Origin of the sequence: Variovorax monticola (assembly GCF_051216855.1) — a bacterium.
Lineage (GTDB): Bacteria > Pseudomonadota > Gammaproteobacteria > Burkholderiales > Burkholderiaceae_C > Variovorax.
Genome location: NZ_JBPJZP010000007.1, coordinates 284339 through 302272 on the forward strand (window position 1 = coordinate 284339; position 17934 = coordinate 302272).

The 17934-nt window shown below is 69.2% G+C and carries 18 protein-coding genes; 17 read left to right on the forward strand and 1 reads right to left on the reverse strand.

From position 1 onward, the window contains the following. The first annotated feature begins 1 nt into the window (after nt 1). The 5 genes from ACSFA5_RS25425 to ACSFA5_RS25445 all read left to right on the forward strand — a co-directional run bounded on the left by ACSFA5_RS25425 (nt 2) and on the right by ACSFA5_RS25445 (nt 5159). On the forward strand, nt 2-979 hold the full coding sequence (locus ACSFA5_RS25425) for a Bug family tripartite tricarboxylate transporter substrate binding protein (RefSeq protein ID WP_435446825.1): 978 nt from the start codon (nt 2-4) through the stop codon (nt 977-979). A gap of 79 nt (nt 980-1058) precedes the next feature. Then, complete coding sequence (locus ACSFA5_RS25430; protein ID WP_435446826.1) at nt 1059-2036, forward strand: Bug family tripartite tricarboxylate transporter substrate binding protein; 978 nt, start codon at nt 1059-1061, stop codon at nt 2034-2036. Next, complete coding sequence (locus ACSFA5_RS25435; RefSeq protein ID WP_435446827.1) at nt 2036-3385, forward strand: FAD-dependent oxidoreductase; 1350 nt, start codon at nt 2036-2038, stop codon at nt 3383-3385. Before ACSFA5_RS25430 ends, ACSFA5_RS25435 begins: the two co-directional genes overlap by 1 nt. Nucleotides 3386-3427: 42 nt before the next feature. Next, entirely contained in the window at nt 3428-4141 is a 714-nt protein-coding gene (locus ACSFA5_RS25440) for a hypothetical protein (protein WP_435446828.1), read from the forward strand. Nucleotides 4142-4244: 103 nt separating this feature from the next. After that, entirely contained in the window at nt 4245-5159 is a 915-nt protein-coding gene (locus ACSFA5_RS25445; RefSeq protein WP_435446829.1) for an acyl-CoA thioesterase, read from the forward strand. Here the strand turns inward: ACSFA5_RS25445 and ACSFA5_RS25450 are convergent. Further along, a complete protein-coding gene (locus ACSFA5_RS25450; protein ID WP_435446830.1) occupies nt 5116-5853 on the reverse strand; it encodes a GntR family transcriptional regulator in 738 nt (245 codons plus the stop codon). The genes ACSFA5_RS25445 and ACSFA5_RS25450 overlap by 44 nt on opposite strands. A gap of 148 nt (nt 5854-6001) precedes the next feature. Here ACSFA5_RS25450 and ACSFA5_RS25455 point away from each other — a divergent pair, with 148 nt between their 5' ends. The 12 genes from ACSFA5_RS25455 to ACSFA5_RS25510 all read left to right on the forward strand — a co-directional run bounded on the left by ACSFA5_RS25455 (nt 6002) and on the right by ACSFA5_RS25510 (nt 17926). Next, on the forward strand, nt 6002-6781 hold the full coding sequence (locus ACSFA5_RS25455; protein WP_435446831.1) for an SDR family NAD(P)-dependent oxidoreductase: 780 nt from the start codon (nt 6002-6004) through the stop codon (nt 6779-6781). Nucleotides 6782-6825: 44 nt separating this feature from the next. Then, nucleotides 6826-8040: an ABC transporter substrate-binding protein gene (locus ACSFA5_RS25460; RefSeq protein WP_435446832.1), complete on the forward strand. Its 1215-nt coding sequence runs from the start codon at nt 6826-6828 to the stop codon at nt 8038-8040. 16 nt (nt 8041-8056) lie between these two features. Beyond that, complete coding sequence (locus tag ACSFA5_RS25465; protein ID WP_435438900.1) at nt 8057-8959, forward strand: branched-chain amino acid ABC transporter permease; 903 nt, start codon at nt 8057-8059, stop codon at nt 8957-8959. Further along, nucleotides 8956-9951: a branched-chain amino acid ABC transporter permease gene (locus tag ACSFA5_RS25470; RefSeq protein WP_435446833.1), complete on the forward strand. Its 996-nt coding sequence runs from the start codon at nt 8956-8958 to the stop codon at nt 9949-9951. The genes ACSFA5_RS25465 and ACSFA5_RS25470 overlap by 4 nt, the downstream gene beginning before the upstream one ends. Beyond that, nucleotides 9948-10736 (forward strand): ABC transporter ATP-binding protein, encoded by a 789-nt coding sequence (locus ACSFA5_RS25475; protein WP_435446834.1) that lies wholly within the window; start codon nt 9948-9950, stop codon nt 10734-10736. The genes ACSFA5_RS25470 and ACSFA5_RS25475 overlap by 4 nt, the downstream gene beginning before the upstream one ends. Further along, on the forward strand, nt 10729-11448 hold the full coding sequence (locus ACSFA5_RS25480) for an ABC transporter ATP-binding protein (protein ID WP_435446835.1): 720 nt from the start codon (nt 10729-10731) through the stop codon (nt 11446-11448). Before ACSFA5_RS25475 ends, ACSFA5_RS25480 begins: the two co-directional genes overlap by 8 nt. 26 nt (nt 11449-11474) lie before the next feature. Then, complete coding sequence (locus ACSFA5_RS25485) at nt 11475-12224, forward strand: SDR family NAD(P)-dependent oxidoreductase (protein ID WP_435446836.1); 750 nt, start codon at nt 11475-11477, stop codon at nt 12222-12224. A gap of 24 nt (nt 12225-12248) precedes the next feature. Continuing rightward, nucleotides 12249-12995, forward strand: a complete 747-nt coding sequence (locus ACSFA5_RS25490) for an SDR family NAD(P)-dependent oxidoreductase (protein ID WP_435446837.1) — start codon at nt 12249-12251, stop codon at nt 12993-12995. Further along, a complete protein-coding gene (locus tag ACSFA5_RS25495) occupies nt 12995-14710 on the forward strand; it encodes an FAD-dependent oxidoreductase (RefSeq protein WP_435446838.1) in 1716 nt (571 codons plus the stop codon). The genes ACSFA5_RS25490 and ACSFA5_RS25495 overlap by 1 nt, the downstream gene beginning before the upstream one ends. Before the next feature lie 50 nt (nt 14711-14760). After that, nucleotides 14761-15372, forward strand: coding sequence for a glutathione S-transferase (locus tag ACSFA5_RS25500; RefSeq protein WP_435446839.1), 612 nt, complete (start codon nt 14761-14763; stop codon nt 15370-15372). Between the two features lie 99 nt (nt 15373-15471). Continuing rightward, nucleotides 15472-16185, forward strand: coding sequence for an SDR family oxidoreductase (locus tag ACSFA5_RS25505; RefSeq protein ID WP_435446840.1), 714 nt, complete (start codon nt 15472-15474; stop codon nt 16183-16185). Between the two features lie 283 nt (nt 16186-16468). Continuing rightward, entirely contained in the window at nt 16469-17926 is a 1458-nt protein-coding gene (locus ACSFA5_RS25510; protein ID WP_435446841.1) for a SulP family inorganic anion transporter, read from the forward strand. Nucleotides 17927-17934: the final 8 nt, after the last annotated feature.

Sequence of the window (17934 nt, forward strand, 5' to 3'; positions counted from 1 at the left end):
CATGAATTTCTCGCGCGCACTGCTGACAAGCATCCTTGCCCTGACGGCGGCCACCGGGGCGCTGGCCCAGGCCGGCGACTACCCCAACAAGCCCGTGACCCTGGTCACCCCCTTCGCGGCCGGCAGCGGCCCCGACGCGGTGCTGCGCCTGGTCTCCGACAAGCTCTCGCGCCTGTGGAACCAGCGCGTGCTGATCGACAACAAGCCCGGCGGCGGGGGCTTCATCGCCATCGACCAGGCCCGGCGCGCCGCGCCCGACGGCTACACGCTGCTGCAGCTCGACAGCGAGCACATCGCCGCGCTGCCGCACCTGTACAAGTCGAAGAACTTCGTCACGCTGCAGCACTTCGACCCGGTGGCCTCGCTGTTTCGCACGCCCTTCTTCGTGGCCGTGGGCAGCGAGTCGAAGTGGAAGACCATGGGCGACCTGATCGCCGCGGCCAAGGCCGACCCCGAAGGCGTGGTCTACGGCTCATGGGGCGTCGGCAGCCCGGGCCACCTGGGCGCGCAGCAGCTCGAGGCGCTCACCGGCATCCGCATGCGCCACGCGCCGTACCGCGAGGTGTCGCAGCTGTTCGCCAACGTGGGCGCGGGCGAGGTGCCGTGGAGCTTTGCCAGCCTTCCGTCGAGCCAGGGCATCTACAAGGCCGGCAAGCTGCGCTACCTGGCCATTGCGGCGCCCAAGCGCATTCCGCAGATGCCCGACGTGCCGACCATGGCCGAGGCGGGTGGCCCGGCCTCGCTGGAGGTCAATTCGTTCGTGTCGCTGCTCGCGCCCAAGGGCGTGCCGGCGGCCGTCAAGGCGAAGATCAACGCCGACGTGGCCAAGGTCATCGCCGACCCGGAGATTCGCGCCCGCTTCGACACCTTCGCCTTCGAGCCGCTGGCCTGGTCGCCCGAGGAAATCGAGCGCAATGCCGAAGCCAAGTCGAAGGTGTACGGCGAGCTGGTGCGCAGGGGCAACATCAGCCTCGAATAGCGCGGGCCGCGCCTTGCCCGGTGCTTCGCTCGGCAGTTAAGCTGGCCCTCTTCGTTTTTTTGACAATTTTTCACATTCCATGCACGCCACCAAGAGAGCCCTCCTGATTGCCTGCGGCCTGGCCGCCGCCGCCGCGTTGCCGCTGGCCGCCAGCGCACAGAACGCCGCCTGGCCGACCAAGCCGATCCGCCTGCTGGTGGGCTTTCCGGGTGGCTCCACGCCCGACATCGCGGCGCGCACCATCGCCGAGCCGCTGGGCAAGGCGCTGGGCCAGCCGATCGTGGTGGACAACAAGGCCGGTGCCTCGGGCAACATCGCGGCCGACCAGGTGGCCAAGGCCACCGACGACCACACGCTGGGCATCGTCATCAACGGCAACCTCACGTCGTCGAAGATGCTGTACGCCAAGCTGCCGTACGACCCGGTCAAGGACTTCACCTACCTGTCGCTGATCGCGACCGCGCCGCTGGTGCTGGTGGCGCAGAACAACCTGCCTTCGGGCACCGCCTTCTTCGACGCGGCCCGCCAGGCCGGCGACAAGTGGAACTACGGCTCGGTCGGCATCGGCTCGGTGGGCCACCTGGGCATGGAACTGCTCAAGACCCGCGTGGCCGGCTTCAAGCCCGAGCACGTGCCCTACCAGGGCAACCCGCAGGTCATCACCGCCATGCTGGGCGACCAGGTGCAGATGGGCCTGATTCCCCCGGGCGTGGCCATGCCGCAGATCCGGGCCGGCAAGCTCAAGGCGATCGGCCTGACGGGCGGGCGCAGCGCGCTGGTGCCCGAAATTCCGCCGCTGGCCGACGCCGGCGTGAAAGACTTCAACCTCGAGGTGTGGGTGGCGCTGCTGGGCCCGGCCAACCTGTCGAAGGCCGCGCAGGCGCGCATCAGCCGCGAACTCGAGGTCGTCATGAAGGACCCGGACGTGCGCCGCAAGCTCTTCGAGCAAGGCTGGCAGGCCGTGGGCACCTCGCCGGACGGCATGCGCACGCGCGTGACCGAAGAGGCGGCCATCATGAGCAAGATCATCTCGGCCCGCGGCATCAAGTTGCAGTAATGACCGTCCAGACCCTGCATGAGCCGGCGCGCGAGCTGCCGGTGTTCGGCGCCTGCGACGTGGTGGTGGTGGGCGGCGGCCCTGCCGGCATCGCGGCGGCCGTGAGCGCGGCGCGCCACGGCGCCAGCACATTGCTGGTCGAGCGCTACGGCTTCCTCGGCGGCATGGGCACCGCCGGCGGCGTGACCAACTTCGCGGGCCTGTACGGCAAGCGCAAGGGCGAGATGACGCAGCTGGTGCACGGCGTGGTCGACCCGCTGATCGAGCGCATCGCCGCGCTCAACGGCATGAACGACCCGCAGAACGGCATGGGCGGGCGCATCTGCGTGCGCTCGTACGACACCTCGGCGTACAAGCTCGCGGCCGACCAGTTGCTCGAAGCGGCGGGCGTGAAGCTGCTGTTCCATGCGTACGCGGCCGCGGTGATCCGCGACGGCAGCCGCATCGCGGCGCTGGTGGTCGAGACCAAGTCGGGCCGCCAGGCCATTCGCGCCAACGCGTTCATCGACGCCAGCGGCGACGCCGACGTGGCCGCCTTCGCGGGCGTGCCCTTCGAGGTGGGCGACGGCCACGGCAGCGGGCTGTTCCCGACCACCATGTTCCGCATCGGCCAGGTCGACGCGCCGGCCGCGCTGGAAGCGGTGGGCGAGTTCAAGGCCATCAACGACTTCATGGCGCGCGCCGAGGCGCAAAAGCCGGGCGTGTACAAGTTCCCGCGCGAAGGCGCCATCCTGCGGCCCAACAAGGACCCTCGCGAGTGGCGCGCCAACGTCACGCAGATCCGCAACGCCCAGGGCCGCGCGATGAACGGCGTGGACGCGCAGGAGCTCACCGACGGCGAGCTCGAGGGCCGCCGCCAGATCACCGAGTACTTCAAGTTCCTGAAGGCCGAGGTGCCGGGCTTCGCGCAGTCGGCCATCGTGGAGATCGCGCCGCAGGTGGGCATTCGCGAAACGCGGCGCATCCAGGGGCTGTATGCGCTGCAGCGCGAGGACATTCTGGGCTCGGCCAAGTTCGACGACAACATCGGCCTGAACGCCTGGCCGATGGAAATGCATGCCGACGGGCGCATCGAATGGGCCTTTCCGCGCGACGAAGACAACGCCTACAACCACCTGCCGTGGCGCATGCTGGTGCCGCAGGCAATCGACAACCTGCTGGTGGCCGGGCGCTGCGCGTCGATGACGCACGAAGGACAGTCGGCCGCGCGTGCGAGCGGCGGCTGCTTCGTCATGGGGCAGGCTGCGGGCACGGCGGCGGCGTCGCTGGGCAGCGCGGCCTTTGCCGCGGTGGACGTGGCGGCGCTGCAGAAGAAGCTGCTCGCCGACGGCGTCGACCTCGACCGCTGAGCGCGGCGAACGCGGCGGGATGGCGCTAGAGTCCGGGGCTTGATGAACTCGAACCCCGGACGAAAAGTGCACTTCCTGTCGTTGCCGACCACCGCGCGTCGCATTCTTTTGGCGCTGTCCTGCGCCACCCTCGGCCTGCTGCAGACGGGCTGCGCCAGCACCCCCGAAGGCGACCCGGTCCACGGCAAGGACCGCATCCTGAGCTTCGTGGCGGCCAAGGACGGCCGCAAGGTCGCCATTGCCGGCGACAAGTACCACTACGTGTTCGACGGCGACCCTTCCGTGGCGGCGCTGCTGCGCTGGGACGGCCGCGCCAAGGTCGTGCCCGCCCTGATCGGCGAGTTCAAGGTGGCGCGCAACCAGAGCTTCGAAGGCCAGTACGTGCTGATGGCGTTCGACGCCGACCTGACACCCGAAGACCGCACTTTCCTGGTCCAGACCGGCTTCGCCAGGGCGGACGTGAAATACGGCGACCGCACCGGTCCGGCGCTGCGCTACTTCGGCACCGTCTACGGCAAGCGCTACGAAGCGGCGCCGCTGAAGTCGGCCGACAAGGTCGACTTTTCCAGGCGCCAGTACCTCGCCTACGTCGAGCAGGAAACGCTCAGCGGCGCCTTCGCCAAGGCCGCGCCCACGCCGCTGGTGTACGCCGACGACGGCTCGATGCTGCTGGGCGGCGTGCCCGTGCGCGTGGTCCAGGGCGGCACCGATTTCACCTGCAGCGCCCGCGTCATGGGCTATTGCCTGTACCGGTAGCCGCGCCGGCAGCGGGTGCTGACCGGGCCGCGACAGCCTGCGGGCCCAGCCTTTGCTATGGTTGGAGTCCAGCTTTTTGTCAGCCCCCGACCGCTCCTTTCCGATGATCATCGACCCCGTCACCGCCGCCCGCCTCGTCAACGAACTCGTCTCGCTCATGCAGCTCGAGCCCCTGGGCGGCGACCGCTTCCTGGCCCGGAGCGAGGACATCGGCACCCCCGCCGTGTTCGGCGGGCAGGTGCTCGGCCAGTCGCTGATGGCCGCCAGCCTCACGGTCGGCGCCGACCGCCCGGTGCACTCGATGCACGCCTACTTCCTGCTGCCGGGCGAGCATGCGCCCATCGAGTACAGCGTCGACCGCGTGCGCGACGGCCGCAGCTTCACCACCCGCCACGTGGTGGCGCGCCAGCAGGAGCGCATCATTTTCGAGATGTCGGCTTCGTTCCAGACCGTGGACGACGGCGTCGACCACCAGTTCGACATGCCCGAAGTGGCCGGCCCCGAAGGCCTGGTCAGCGAGCTCGACCAGCGCATCGCGCTCGGCGACCTGCTGCCCGAGCCCTGGCGCGCCAAGGCGACGCAACCGCACGGCATTGAGTACCGCCGCGTGGAAGCCGACGACCTGATCCACCCCGCCGTGCGCCCTTCGTCCGACAGCGCCATCTGGATGCGCGCCGTCGCACCGCTGCCCGACGACCCGATGGTGCACCGTGCGCTGCTGGCCTATGCGTCCGACCACGGCCTGCTGCGCGCCGCCATGCTGCCGCACGGCCTGAGCTTCATGAGCGGCGAGGTGCGCCCCGCCAGCCTCGACCACGCCATGTGGTTCCACCGCGATTTCCGCATGGACGACTGGCTGCTGTACGTGCTCGATTCGCCCAGCGCGGGTGGTGCGCGCGGCCTGTGCCGCGGCAGCCTCTATGCGCGCGACGGCCGGCTGGTGGCCTCGGCCGCGCAAGAGGGCATGCTGCGCATCAGGAAGCCGGCCGCTCGCCAGCCTCGCCAGGCGCGGCCATGAGCGTGGGCGGCAGCCCTTCGCGGCTGCGTTCGTCCAGCAGCCGCTGGTAGTTGTCCCGCAGCAGGATGCCCGCGTAGTACACGTGCTCGCGCATCAGCTGCTCGGCGCGCGCGGCATCGCCTGAAATCACGGCCTGCACGATGCGGTGGTGGTCGTCGTGCGAACGCAGGATCACGCCGTGGTCGTTCCACAGCATGATCCGGTCCGACGCGAACGGCACCGCCTGCGCCTGCGCGCCGAAGCGCATCACCCACGGGTTGCGCGCGCCGTGCATCAGCGTGTTGTGCAGCTTCACGTTCATCTGCTGGTAGGGCGCCAGGTCGTCCAGCAGCAGCTGGCCCTTGGCCAGTATGTCGTCGCCTTCGCGCAGGCATTCGCGCAGCAGCGCGGCGGTGGCGTCGTCCACCCCCAGGGCGGCGAAGCGGCGGCAGGCCAGCCCCTCCAGCACCGAGCGCACCTCGTAGGCCGCGAGGATGTCCTCGAGCGCGAACGAGCGCACCAGGTAGCCCTTTTTCGGCTGGTGGTCGATCAGCCCTTCCATCGCCAGCGCGGCCAGCGCGGCGCGCACCGGCGTGCGCGACACCTTGAGGCTTTCCGCGATCGGCACTTCCTCCACGCGCATGCCCGGCGCCAGCCGTCCGTGAAGGATCCAGGTGCGCAGCGTCTCGGTGACTTGTTGGGAGAGTGTGTCCATGTCAGGTATACATGATGCCCGGGAATTGGGACGATAGTTCGAGTTATCAGGGAAAACGAGGGCGCAAAGATGTATTCATGTATACACAATGCCATCCTCGATCAACTTTCAAGCCGCCCCAGAAGGCGGCCCGGAGACCTTGCAGCCCATGGCCGACCATCATGCACAACCCCACGGCCGGCTGGCCCTCGTGACCGGCGGCGGCCGCGGCATCGGCGAGGCCGTGTGCCGCCGGCTCGCGGCCAGCGGCTACCGCATCGTCGTGGCCGACATCGACGGCGACAACGCGCGCGCCGTGGCGCAGTCGCTGGGCGAGGGCCACCACTTTCGCCAGTTCGACGTGAGCGAAGAGGCGGCGGTCGAAGGCGCGTTCGACGACATCGAGGCCCGCCTCGGCCCGGTCGCCGCGCTCATCTGCGTGGCCGGCGTGCTGCTGCAGCCCGGCGGCGAGCGCTCGCCCATCAAGGACACCACGCTGGAGAACTGGGAGCGCACCTTCGCCGTCAACGCGCGCAGCGTGTTCCTGTGCGGGCGCGCCTACCTGCGACGACGCGAGGCGGCGCCCGTGGCGCACGGGCGCATCGTCACCTTCGGCTCGGTGGCGGCGCAGCTCGGCGGCTACCGCGCGAGCGCGACCTACATCGGCGCCAAGTCGGCGGTGCTCGGCCTCACCAAGGCCATGGCGCGCGAATCGGCGCACCTGGGCGTCACCTGCAATTCGGTGGCCCCCGGCCTGATCGACACCGACATGCTGCGCGGCACCGTGCAGAGCAGCGGCGCGCTCACGGCGGCCGCCGCCAACATTCCGCTCGGGCGCATCGGCACCGTGGACGACGTGGCGGGCGCGGTCGACTACCTGGCCTCGGAGCAGGCTGCGTACATCACCGGCAACGTGATCGACGTCAACGGCGGCTACCGCATGCAGTAGGCGCGCGGGTCTTCCTTCACTCACTCATTCCAACGGAGACAGCCATGAAAAAGAACTTCCTGATTTCGGCCCTGGCGCCCTTCGCGCTGTGCGCCTTCGCGAGCGCCGCGTTCGCTCAGGCCGAACCCGGCCTCACCGACAAGACCATCAAGATCGGCATGTTCTCGCCGATGTCGGGCGCGTCGATGAACTACGGCTTCGACGTGATCAACGCCGCGAAGATGTACTACGACAAGATCAACAAGGAAGGCGGCGTGAACGGCCGCAAGATCGAGCTGGTGGTGGAAGACGACCGCTGCAACGCCAACGACCTGCTGGCCGCGGTGAAGAAGCTCACCGAGCAGGACCAGGTGTTCCTGCTCAACGGCGGCTCCTGCTCGGCCGCCGTGGTGGGCGCGCGCGAGTACGTGGAGCGCGCGAAGATTCCGCTGGTGATGCTCAACGCCTCGGGCGACGGCGCGCTGTATCCGCCCTCGAAGTACATCTACGGCGCGTTCTCCATCTCGCAGCATGCCGTGGGCGGCTCGATGGTGCAGTTCGCGAGCGAGCAGCTCAAGGCGAAGAAGATCGGCTACATCAACCACGACGACGCCTACGGCGGCTGGAACCTCGAGTCGGCCCAGGCGCAGGCCAAGGCGCTGGGCGGCGTTGACCTGCAGGTGCAGTCGGTCAACCCGAACATCACCGACGTCACCGCGCCCATGCTGAAGATCAAGGCCGCCAACCCCGACGTGCTGCTGCTCACCACCTATGCGCGGCCCGTGAGCCTGATCGTCAAGCGCGCCTTCGAGCTGGGCTTCAACAAGCCCATCGTGCTGGCCGTGAACTCCACCGCCGACCTGAAGCAGCTGGTGGAGAACGTGGGCAACAAGGACGCGTTCAAGAACGTCTACATCCAGGAAGTGCTGGCCGACGTGCCCGGCGGCCCCAAGCTGAAGTGGGTGTACGACATGTACAAGGCCGCCTACCCCGAGCTGGCGTCCAAGCCCGGTTACCCGCAGGCCTACATGCCCTACGGCATTCCCTCGGCCATGGCCGTGGTCAACGCCCTGAAGGCGGCCGGCCCGAACCCCACGCGCGAGAAGGTGCTGACCGCGCTGTCGACCATGAAGTTCGACTCCGGCGTGATGGCCGGCCCGATCGAGTTCGGCCCCGACGACCGCGCCGCGCAGGAGTCGGCCATCTACATCAAGTTCGACGGCAGCACCATGACGCTGGTGCCCGGCAGCTACAAGAGCGTGTGGAAGTACAAGCCCTGAGGGCGGCGGCGATCCCATGAGCATCTCCGACATCTGGCTTTTCCTGCAGCAGGGCGTGCTGTCCGGCATCGTGACCGGCAGCGTCTACGCGCTGCTCGCGGTCGCGATCGTCATGGTCTTCAAGACCACCGACGTGCCGAACTTCTCGCAAGGCGAAATCTTCATGGCCGGCGGCTACGCCGCGCTGTTTCCGCTGGTGGTGTGGGGCTGGCCCTACTGGGCCGCGGTGCTCGCCAGCATCGTGGTCACGGCCCTGCTCGCCGCGGCGTTCCAGCGCGTGGTGATGCAGCGCGTGACCGCTTCACGCGGCGTGGGCGTGCAACTGGTCATCGCCACGCTCGGCTTTGCGTACCTGCTCAAGGGCCTGGTGCGCAAGACGGGCCTGGGCGACACGCCGCGCTCGCTGCCCTCGCTGGTGCCGCAGGACCCGATCATGATCGGGCAGGCCTCGCTCACGCTGCTCGACCTGGCCATCTTCGGCTCGGCCGTGGTGGTGATGGTGCTGCTGTACCTGATGTTCACGCGCACCCGCACCGGCCAGGCCATGCGCGCAGTGGGCATGAACCCGCGCGGCGCGCAGATCGTGGGCGTGAAGCTGGGCAGCATCCGCATGAAGATCTGGGCGCTCACGGGCGTCATCTCGGCCATCTCGGCGCTGCTGATCACGCCCAAGATCCTCATCACGCCCGACATCGGCCACATCGCCATCCTGGCCTATGCGGCGGCCATCGTCGGCGGCTTCACCAGCCTGCCGGGGGCGGTGGTGGGCGGCTTCATCATCGGCATCGTCGAGAACCTGGTGGGGCTTTTCATTTCGTCCAATGCCATCGTGGTGGCGCCCTTCGTGGCGATCATGGTGGTGCTGCTGGTGCGTCCGCAAGGGCTGCTCGGCGGCAAGCCGCAGGTGAAGAAGGTATGAGCGCGTTCACAACCTCGTCCCCGTGGTGGGACCGCTGCGTGCTGCTCGGCATGGCCGTGGTGCTCGCCGTGCTGCCCTTCACCACCAGCGGCTACGTGCTGTACGTGGTCAACCTGCTGATGGTGTTCTCGGTGCTGGCGCTGGGCATGCACCTGGTCATCGGCGAGACGGGGCAGTTCGCGCTGTCGCACGCGGCCTTCTTCGGCATCGGCATCTACACGGCCGGGCTCGTCAACAACCACTGGCAGCCGCCGTTCTTCGTGTCGATCCTCGCGGGCGCGGTGCTGGCGGCGGCGCTGGGCTGGGTCATCGGGTTGCTGGCGCTGCGCATGCGCGACATCTACCTGGCGCTGGCCACCTTCGCCTTCGGCGAGGCGATGCAGTGGGTGTTCCTGAACTGGGAGTCCGTGACCAACGGCTCCAACGGCTTGCAGATGAAGCCGGCCTCGCTCGGCGGCTACCGGCTCATGAACGACCTGCAGGCCTACCCCTTCGTGGTGGCCATTGCGGCGCTGATGCTGTGGCTCACGCTGGCGCTCGCGCGCTCGCGGCTGGGCTCGTCGTTCCGCGCGGTGCGCGAGAGCGACGTGGCGGCCGTGGCCATGGGCGTGAACACGCGCGCGGTGAAGGTCACGGCCTTCGTGCTGTCGGCGGCCTTCGCGGGCGTGGCGGGCGGCATGTACACGCTGTTCACCTCGTTCATCCACCCCGAGAGCCTGGGTTTCCAGACCACCATCCTGATCCTCACGATGGTGGTGGTGGGCGGCCTGGGCTCGGTGCGCGGCGCGGTGGCGGGCGCCATCGTGTTCGGCCTGGCGTCGGAGCTGCTGCGCCAGGCCCCCTCGTACCAGGAAATCATCTACGGCGGCATCCTCATGCTCTTCATGATGTTCCTGCCCAAGGGCATGGCCTCGCTGTTTGTGGCGCGGCGCAAGTCGCAACGCGCGACGAACGCGAACACGCCACCTAGCGTTGCGGAGATTATTCAATGAACACCGCGGCATTCCTCGACGTGCGCGACATCAGCGTGGTGTTCGGCGGCCTGAAGGCGGTGAACGGCCTCTCGTTCCAGGTGGAGCAGGGCCGCATCCACGCGCTCATCGGGCCGAACGGCGCGGGCAAGTCGACCACCTTCAACTGCATCTCTCGCTTCTACACGCCCAGCAGCGGCAGCGTGACCTTCGAAGGCCGCGAGCTCACGAGCGTGTCGCCGCACCGCATGGCCTCATTGGGCATTGCGCGCACCTTCCAGAACCTGGAGCTGTTCGCCGAACTCTCGGTGCTGGAGAACGTGCTGCTCGGCACGCACGCCCGCGGCGCGAACACCCTCGGGCGCCTGCTGCGCCGACCCGACCGTGCCACCGAAGACTTCGCCATGCACCTGCTGGAGCGCGTGGGCCTGGCCGGCGAGCGCCACCAGTCGGCGCGCGACCTCGACTTCGGCCGCCAGAAGCTGCTGGAGCTGGCGCGCGCGCTGGCCATCAAGCCGAAGCTGCTGCTGCTCGACGAGCCGGCCGCGGGCTTGCGCAACCGCGAGATCGAAAGCCTCGACCGGCTGCTCAAGGAGCTGGTGGCGCGCGACGGCATCACCGTGCTGCTGGTGGAGCACGTGATGCAGCTGGTGATGTCGATTTCGGACCGCATCACCGTGATGGCCTTCGGCGAGAAGATCGCCGAGGGCACGCCCGCGGAGATCGGCAGCAACGCGCGCGTCATCGAGGCCTACCTGGGCAAGGGAAAAGCACAGGCCCATGCCAAGGAGGCCGCGCATGGCTGAAGCACTGTTGTCCCTGCGCGCCGTCTCGGCCGCGTACGGCCGCATCCAGGCGCTGTGCAACGTGTCGGTGGACGTGCCCGAGGGCGAGATCGTCGCGCTGCTCGGCAGCAACGGCGCGGGCAAGACCACCACGCTGAACTGCATCTCCAACCTGGTGGACTGCACCGAGGGCGAGGTGCGGCTGGACGGCCAGCGCATCGACCGGCTCGGCTCCGACGCGCTCGTCGCACGCGGCATCGTGCAGGTGCCCGAAGGCCGCCAGGTGTTTCGCGACATGAGCGTGCGCGAGAACCTCGACCTGGGTGCCTACCTGCGGCGCGACCGCGCGGGCATCCGCAACGACCTGGAGGCGGTGTACGCCATGTTCCCGCGCCTGAAGGAGCGCCAGCACCAGATGGCCGCCACGCTCTCGGGCGGCGAGCAGCAGATGCTGGCCATCGGCCGCGCGGTGATGGCGCGCCCGCGCGTGATGCTGTTCGACGAACCGTCGATGGGGCTGTCGCCGCTGCTGGTGGAGCAGATGTTCGAGATCATCGAGCGGCTGCACCGCGAGCAGAAGCTCACCATTTTGCTGGTCGAGCAGAACGTGCAGCTCGCGCTGGCGGTGGCCAGCTACGGCTACATCCTGGAGAACGGCGAGATCTCGCTGCACGGGCCTGCCGCACAGCTTGCCAACGACGAAGCGGTGCGCCGCGCCTACCTCGGCGTCTGACACCGCCCCATCCCCAAGGAAATTTCATGCTTCTCGAAGACAAACTCTCGCTCGTCACCGGCGCCGCACGCGGCCTGGGCGAGGCCATTGCGCGCCGCATGGCGGCCGAAGGCGCGCACGTGCTGGTGGTCGACCGCGACCTGGCCGTGGCGCAGCAGGTGGCCGCATCGATCCGCGAAGCCGGCGGCCGCGCCGACGCCGAGAGCGTGGACGTGAGCGACGCGGCGGCGGTCGATGCGCTCGCCGCGCGCGTTGCGGCGTCGCACGGCGACATCGACATCCTGGTGAACAACGCCGGCATTTCCGCGCGCTCGAAGTTCGACGAGCCCGGCGCGCGCGAGGCCTGGGACCGCGTGATGTCGGTCAACCTGCAGGGCGTGTTCAACGTGACGCAGTCGTTCGTGCCCGCGCTCAAGCGCACGCACGGCAACATCGTCAACCTGTCGTCCATCGTGGCCTTCGGCGCGGGCATCTCGTCGGCCGGCTACGTGGTGGCGAAAGGCGGCGTGCGTTCGCTCACGCAGGTGCTGGCACGCGACCTCGCCCCGCACGGCGTGCGCGTGAACGCGGTGGCGCCGGGCCTCATGGTGACCGACATGACCGCGGGCCAGCGCCAGACCGAGCACGGCACCGACTGGTACATGAGCCGCGTGCCCATCAAGCGCCACGGCGAGGCCGACGAGATCGCCGGGCCGGTCGTCTTTCTTGCCTCCTCGATGGCCAGCTACGTCAATGGCGTGGTGCTGCCGGTCGACGGCGGCTACCTGGCGGTCTGAGCACCGCCGCACCCCGGAACACACATGAACGACAACAGCAGTGAAGACAAACGCCTGGTCCTGGTCACGGGCGGCGCCAGTGGCATGGGCCGCGCCATCGTCGAGCGCATGGCGCGCGACGGCTGGCGCGTGGTCATGGCCGACTTCAACGGTGAACTTGCCGAGCGCGAGACGGCCGCGCTGCGCGCCGCCGGCCTCGACGTGGAATGCCGCGCCATCGACCTCACCGACGAAGCGGCCGTGCGCGAGATGGTGCGGCAGCTGCCGCCGCTCACCGCGCTGGTCAACAACGCGGGCATCTTCGACGAGCGCGCCTTCCTGGACGTGACCTCGGCCGACTTCCGCCGCATGTACGAAGTCAACCTGCTGGCCGTGGCCACGCTCACACAGGAGGCCGCGCGCAAGATGGCGCACGGCGCGCGCATCGTCAACATCGCGTCGCGCGCCTACCTGGGCGCGAAGAACCACGCGCACTACGTGGCCTCGAAGGCCGCGCTGGTGGGCTACACGCGCGCCAGCGCCATGGAACTGGCGGCGCGCGGCATCATGGTCAACGCCATCGCGCCCGGGCTCATCGACACGCCGCTGCTGCGCGCGCTGTCACCCGAGCGGCTGGTCGCGCAGCTGGCGCTGCAGCCCACGGGCGCGGCCGGCACGCCGGAAGACATCGCCAACGCGGTGGTGTTCTTTGCTTCGCCCGCGACCTGCTTCGTCACCGGGCAGGTGCTGTTCGTCGACGGCGGCAAGTCGCTCGGGGGCTCGGGGTCGTGATGGCGAAGTCACAAGAAAAGACGACGTACGACGTTGTCGTCATCGGCAGCGGTGCAGGCGGCCTCAGCGCCGCGCTCACCGCGAAGCTCGAAGGGCTCGACGTGCTGGTCGTCGAGAAGACCGACCGCATCGGCGGCTCCACCGCCATCTCGGGCGGCGCCGTGTGGATACCGCTCAACGACCAGGCCGAGGCCGCCGGCCACCCCGACACGCGCGGCAAGGCCTGGACCTACCTGCAGAACACCGTGGGCGCGGCCGGCGACGAAGAACTGCGCCACGCCTTTCTCGACGCGGGCCCGCTCGCGCTGCGCTACCTGCGCGAACGCACGGACGTGAAGCTCGCCGCGCGCACCTACTCGCCCGACTACTACCCCGACCGCGAAGGCGCCGCGATGGGCGGCCGCTCGCTCGACCCCATCGAATTCGACGGGCGGCTGCTCGGTGCGCACTTCAAGACGCTGCGCGACCCGCTGCCCGAGTTCTGCGTGCTCGGTGGAATGATGGTCAACATGACCGACGTGAAGCACCTGCTCGGCGTGTGGCGCTCGTTCGCCTCGTGGAAGCACGGCGTGAGGATGGTGCTGCGCTACACCGGCGACCGGCTGCGCGGCCACCACCGCGGCACGCGGCTGCTGCTGGGCAATGCGCTGGCGGCGCGGCTCTTTCACAGCGTGCTGCAAAAGAACATTCCGTTCTGGCTCGACACGCCGGCGCTGGCCCTGGAGAAGGACGCGAGCGGTGCGGTCACGGGCGTACACCTGCGCCGCGACGGCAAGGAGATCACGGTGCGTGCGCGGCGCGGCGTGGTCATCGCCACCGGCGGTTTTCCGTGGAACGCGGCCCTGCGCGGCCAGCACTATCCCGCGCCGACCGGGCCGTACTCGATGTCGCCGCAAGACAATGCCGGCGAAGGCATCGCGATGGCGCGGCAGGCCGGCGGCGTGCTCGGCACGGGCCACACCGGGCCGGCGCTGTGGGCGCCGGTGTCGATGCTCACGCGGCCCGACGGCAGCGTGCTGCGCTATCCGCACCTGGTGTGGGACCGCGCCAAGCCGGGCCTGATCGCGGTCGATGCGCGGGGCGAACGCTTCGTCAACGAGTCGACCTCGTACCACGAGTTCGTGCGCGGCATGTACCGCGCGAACGACAAGGCCATGGCCATTCCCGCGCTGCTGGTGTGCGACAGCGCCTTCATGGAAAAGTGGGGCCTGGGCCTTGCGCTGCCCGGCGGCCGTGCGCGCGAGCACCTGGTGCGTGCCGGCTACCTGTACCGCGCTGGCACGCTGGAAGACCTGGCGACGCAGGCGGGCGTGGACCCCGCCGGCCTGGCGCGCACGGTCGCACGCTACAACCCGCTCGCCGCACAGGGGCAGGACCCCGCATTCGACAAGGGCGGCAACGCCTACAACCGCTACCTCGGCGACCCCGACCACCAGCCCAACGCCTGCCTCGCGCCGGTACAGCAGGGGCCGTTCTACGGGGTGAAGGTGTACCCCGGCGACATCGGCACGGCGCTCGGCATTCGCACCGACACCAATGCCCGCGCGCTCGATGCGCAGGGCGCGCCCATCGCCGGCCTGTACGTGGCCGGCAACGACATGCACTCGGTCATGGGCGGCGAGTATCCCGCGCCGGGCATCACGCTCGGCCCTGCGCTAACCTTCGGCTGGGTCGCCGGGATGCACCTGGCGCACGGTGCCACGGAACACGTCTGAGACTCGCCGGCATCGCACCTGACATCGCGCCTGAAAGACATCACTTCATCATGCAAATCTTCTTCTCCCCCGCTTCCCCCTTCGTTCGCAAATGCATGGTCGTGGCCCACGAGCTCGGCATGGCCGACCGCATCGAGAAGCTGCCCAGCGCCGCCGGCCCGGTGGTGCGCGACGCCACCATCATTCCGAAGAACCCGCTGGGCCAGGTGCCGACCTTCATCACCGACGACGGCCAGGTGCTGTTCGACAGCCGCGTGATCTGCGAGTACCTGAACGCCACGCAGTCGGGCCACCTGTTTCCGGCCGAAGGCGCGGACCGCTGGGCGCGCCTGACCGAGCTGGCGCTGGCCGACGGCATGACCGCCGCGGCCTTGCTCGCGCGCTACGAGAACGTGCTGCGCCCCGAGGCATTGCGCTGGGCCGACTGGACCGACGGGCAGCTCGCCAAGGTGCGCACCGGACTCGAATGGCTGGAAACGGCCGCGCCTTCGTTCGGCGAGCGCGTCGACATTGGCACCATCGCCTTCGCCTGCGCGCTGGGCTACATGGACTTTCGCTTTCCCACGCTCGACTGGCGCGCCGATGCGCCGATCAGCGCGAAGTGGTTCGATGCCTTCAACCAGCGCCCGTCGATGCGCGCGACCCTGCCGCCGGGGAACTGAAGCGCTTGCGGTCGTGCCGGCGCCTGAGGGCGCCCCCGGCCTGGCAAGCCCACTCGTTCCTTGGCTAAATACGTGTTTCGCACGAACCAAGGAACCTGCATGTCTTCCGAAGCACAGAAAAAAGTAGCCATCGTCACCGCCGGTGGCAGCGGCATGGGCGCCGCCGCGGCGCGCAAGCTGGCCGAGGACGGCTTTCGCGTCGCCATTCTTTCGTCGTCCGGCAAGGGCGAAGCGCTCGCGGCCGAGCTGGGCGGCATCGGCGTGACGGGCTCCAACCAGTCGAACGACGACGTGAAGCGGCTGGTGGACCGTGTGGTCGACGCATGGGGCCGCGTCGACGTGCTGGTCAACAGCGCCGGCCACGGCCCGCGCGCGCCGATCCTGGACATCACCGACGAGGACTGGCACCGCGGCATGGACGTCTACCTGCTGAGCGCCGTGCGCCCCGCGCGGCTGGTGGCGCCGCTGATGGTGAAGCAGGGCGGCGGCACCATCATCAACATCTCGACCTTCGCGGCCTTCGAGCCCGACCCGGTGTTCCCGACCTCGGGCGTGTTCCGCGCGGGCCTGGCGGCCTTCACCAAGCTGTTCGCCGACAAGTACGCCGCGCACAACGTGCGCATGAACAACGTGCTGCCGGGCTTCATCGACAGCCTGCCCGAGAAGGCCGAGTTCCGTGCGCGCATTCCCATGGGCCGCTACGGCAGGAGCAGCGAGATCGCCGCCGTCATCGGCTTCCTGGCGTCGGAGGGCGGGGGCTACATCACCGGGCAGAACCTGCGCGTGGACGGCGGGATCACGCGTTCGGTGTGAAGCCAGCGGGCGACAAAAGAGAAAGCCGGAAAAGGCCGCTCCCTACAATCGCGCCCCATGTGTTCGAGGATGCCCCGCTTTCCCATCCGCCGCCGGCAGTCCGGCTGCTCGCGGCCGACGCCTCCTTGACGACTGCGCAGTGACACGCGGCGGCTCGGCCGCCGCACACCCAGGGGGCCCCGGCCGCCGCGACACCCATGTGGCTGCGCAAGCCGGCCCCCTCCGTCCTGCCCTTGTCCCGCACCGCCTTGCCGGCGGCATGCGGGCTGCTTTCCTTTTTCTCATGACCCCCCAACACAGTTGCCTGCGCACCGAGTGGTGCCCCAGCATTCCCCGCGAGCTGATGGCCGGCGCCGTCGCCACCTTCGCGCTCATTCCCGAAGTCATCGCCTTCTCTTTCGTGGCCGGCGTCGATCCGGCGGTGGGGCTGTTCGCCTCCTTCGTCATCGGCATCGTCATCGCCTTCACGGGCGGGCGCCCGGCCATGGTGTCGGCCGCTGCCGGCTCGGTGGCCCTGGTGGCCGCGCCGCTGGTGCATGCGCACGGGCTGCCGTACCTGCTGGCGGCCGGTGTGCTCGCGGGCGCCATGCAGATCGTGTTCGGCCTGCTGCGCCTGGGCGTGCTGATGCGCTTCGTGTCGTCGTCGGTGCGCACCGGCTTCGTCAATGCGCTGGCCATCCTGATCTTCGCGGCGCAGACGCCGCACTTCATCGGCGCCAACGCCGCGACCTGGGCCATGGTGGGGCTGGGGCTGGCCGTCATCTACCTGCTGCCGCGCCTCACCACGGCGGTGCCGTCGCCGCTGGTGTGCATCGTGGTGGTGACGCTGGTGGGCCACGGGCTGGGCCTGCCGCTGATGACGGTGGGCGACCTGGGGCAACTGCCGGGCGCGCTGCCGGCCTTCGCGCTGCCCGACGTGCCGCTCACGCTCGACACGCTGCGCATCGTTGCGCTGCCTGCCTTCGCCATCGCGATGGTCGGCCTGCTCGAATCGATGATGACGGCCAGCGTGGTTGACGAACTCACCGACACGCCCAGCGCGAAGAACCGCGAGTGCAGCGGCCTGGGCGTGGCCAACGTGGCCGCCAGCTTCTTCGGCGGCATCGCGGGCTGCGGAATGATCGGCCAGACCGTGAGCAATGTGCGCTACGGCGGGCGCGGCCGGCTGTCGACGCTGTTCGCGGGCGCGTTCCTGCTGATCCTCATGGTGCTGCTCAAGCCCTGGGTGTCGCAGGTGCCGGTGGCGGCGCTGGTGGCGATCATGGTGATGGTGTCGGCCTCGACCTTCGACTGGGGGTCGCTGCGCACGCTGGTGCGCCACCCGCGCATGTCCAGCGCGGTGATGCTCGCGACGGTGGCCGTCACCGTGGCCACCGACAACCTGGCGACCGGCGTGGCGGTCGGCGTGATGCTGAGCGGCGTGTTCTTCACCTTCAAGGTGGCGCGGCTGATGCAGGTGCACGCGGGCACGGACGGCGAGGGCGTTCGCGTCTACCGCGTCACCGGCCAGGTGTTCTTCGCCTCGTCCGACCTGCTGGTAGACGCCTTCGACGTGCGCGAGATCGACGGCACGCCGGTGCGCATCGACGTGTCGCAGGCGCACTTCTGGGACGTGACCGCCGTGGCCGCGCTGAAGAAGGTGGTTGAGCGGCTGCGCAAGCATGGCAGCACGGTGGATGTCACCGGCATGAACCAGGCCAGCCGGGACCTGGTGCTGCAGCTGGACGCGGCGCCCGACTGACCAACGGC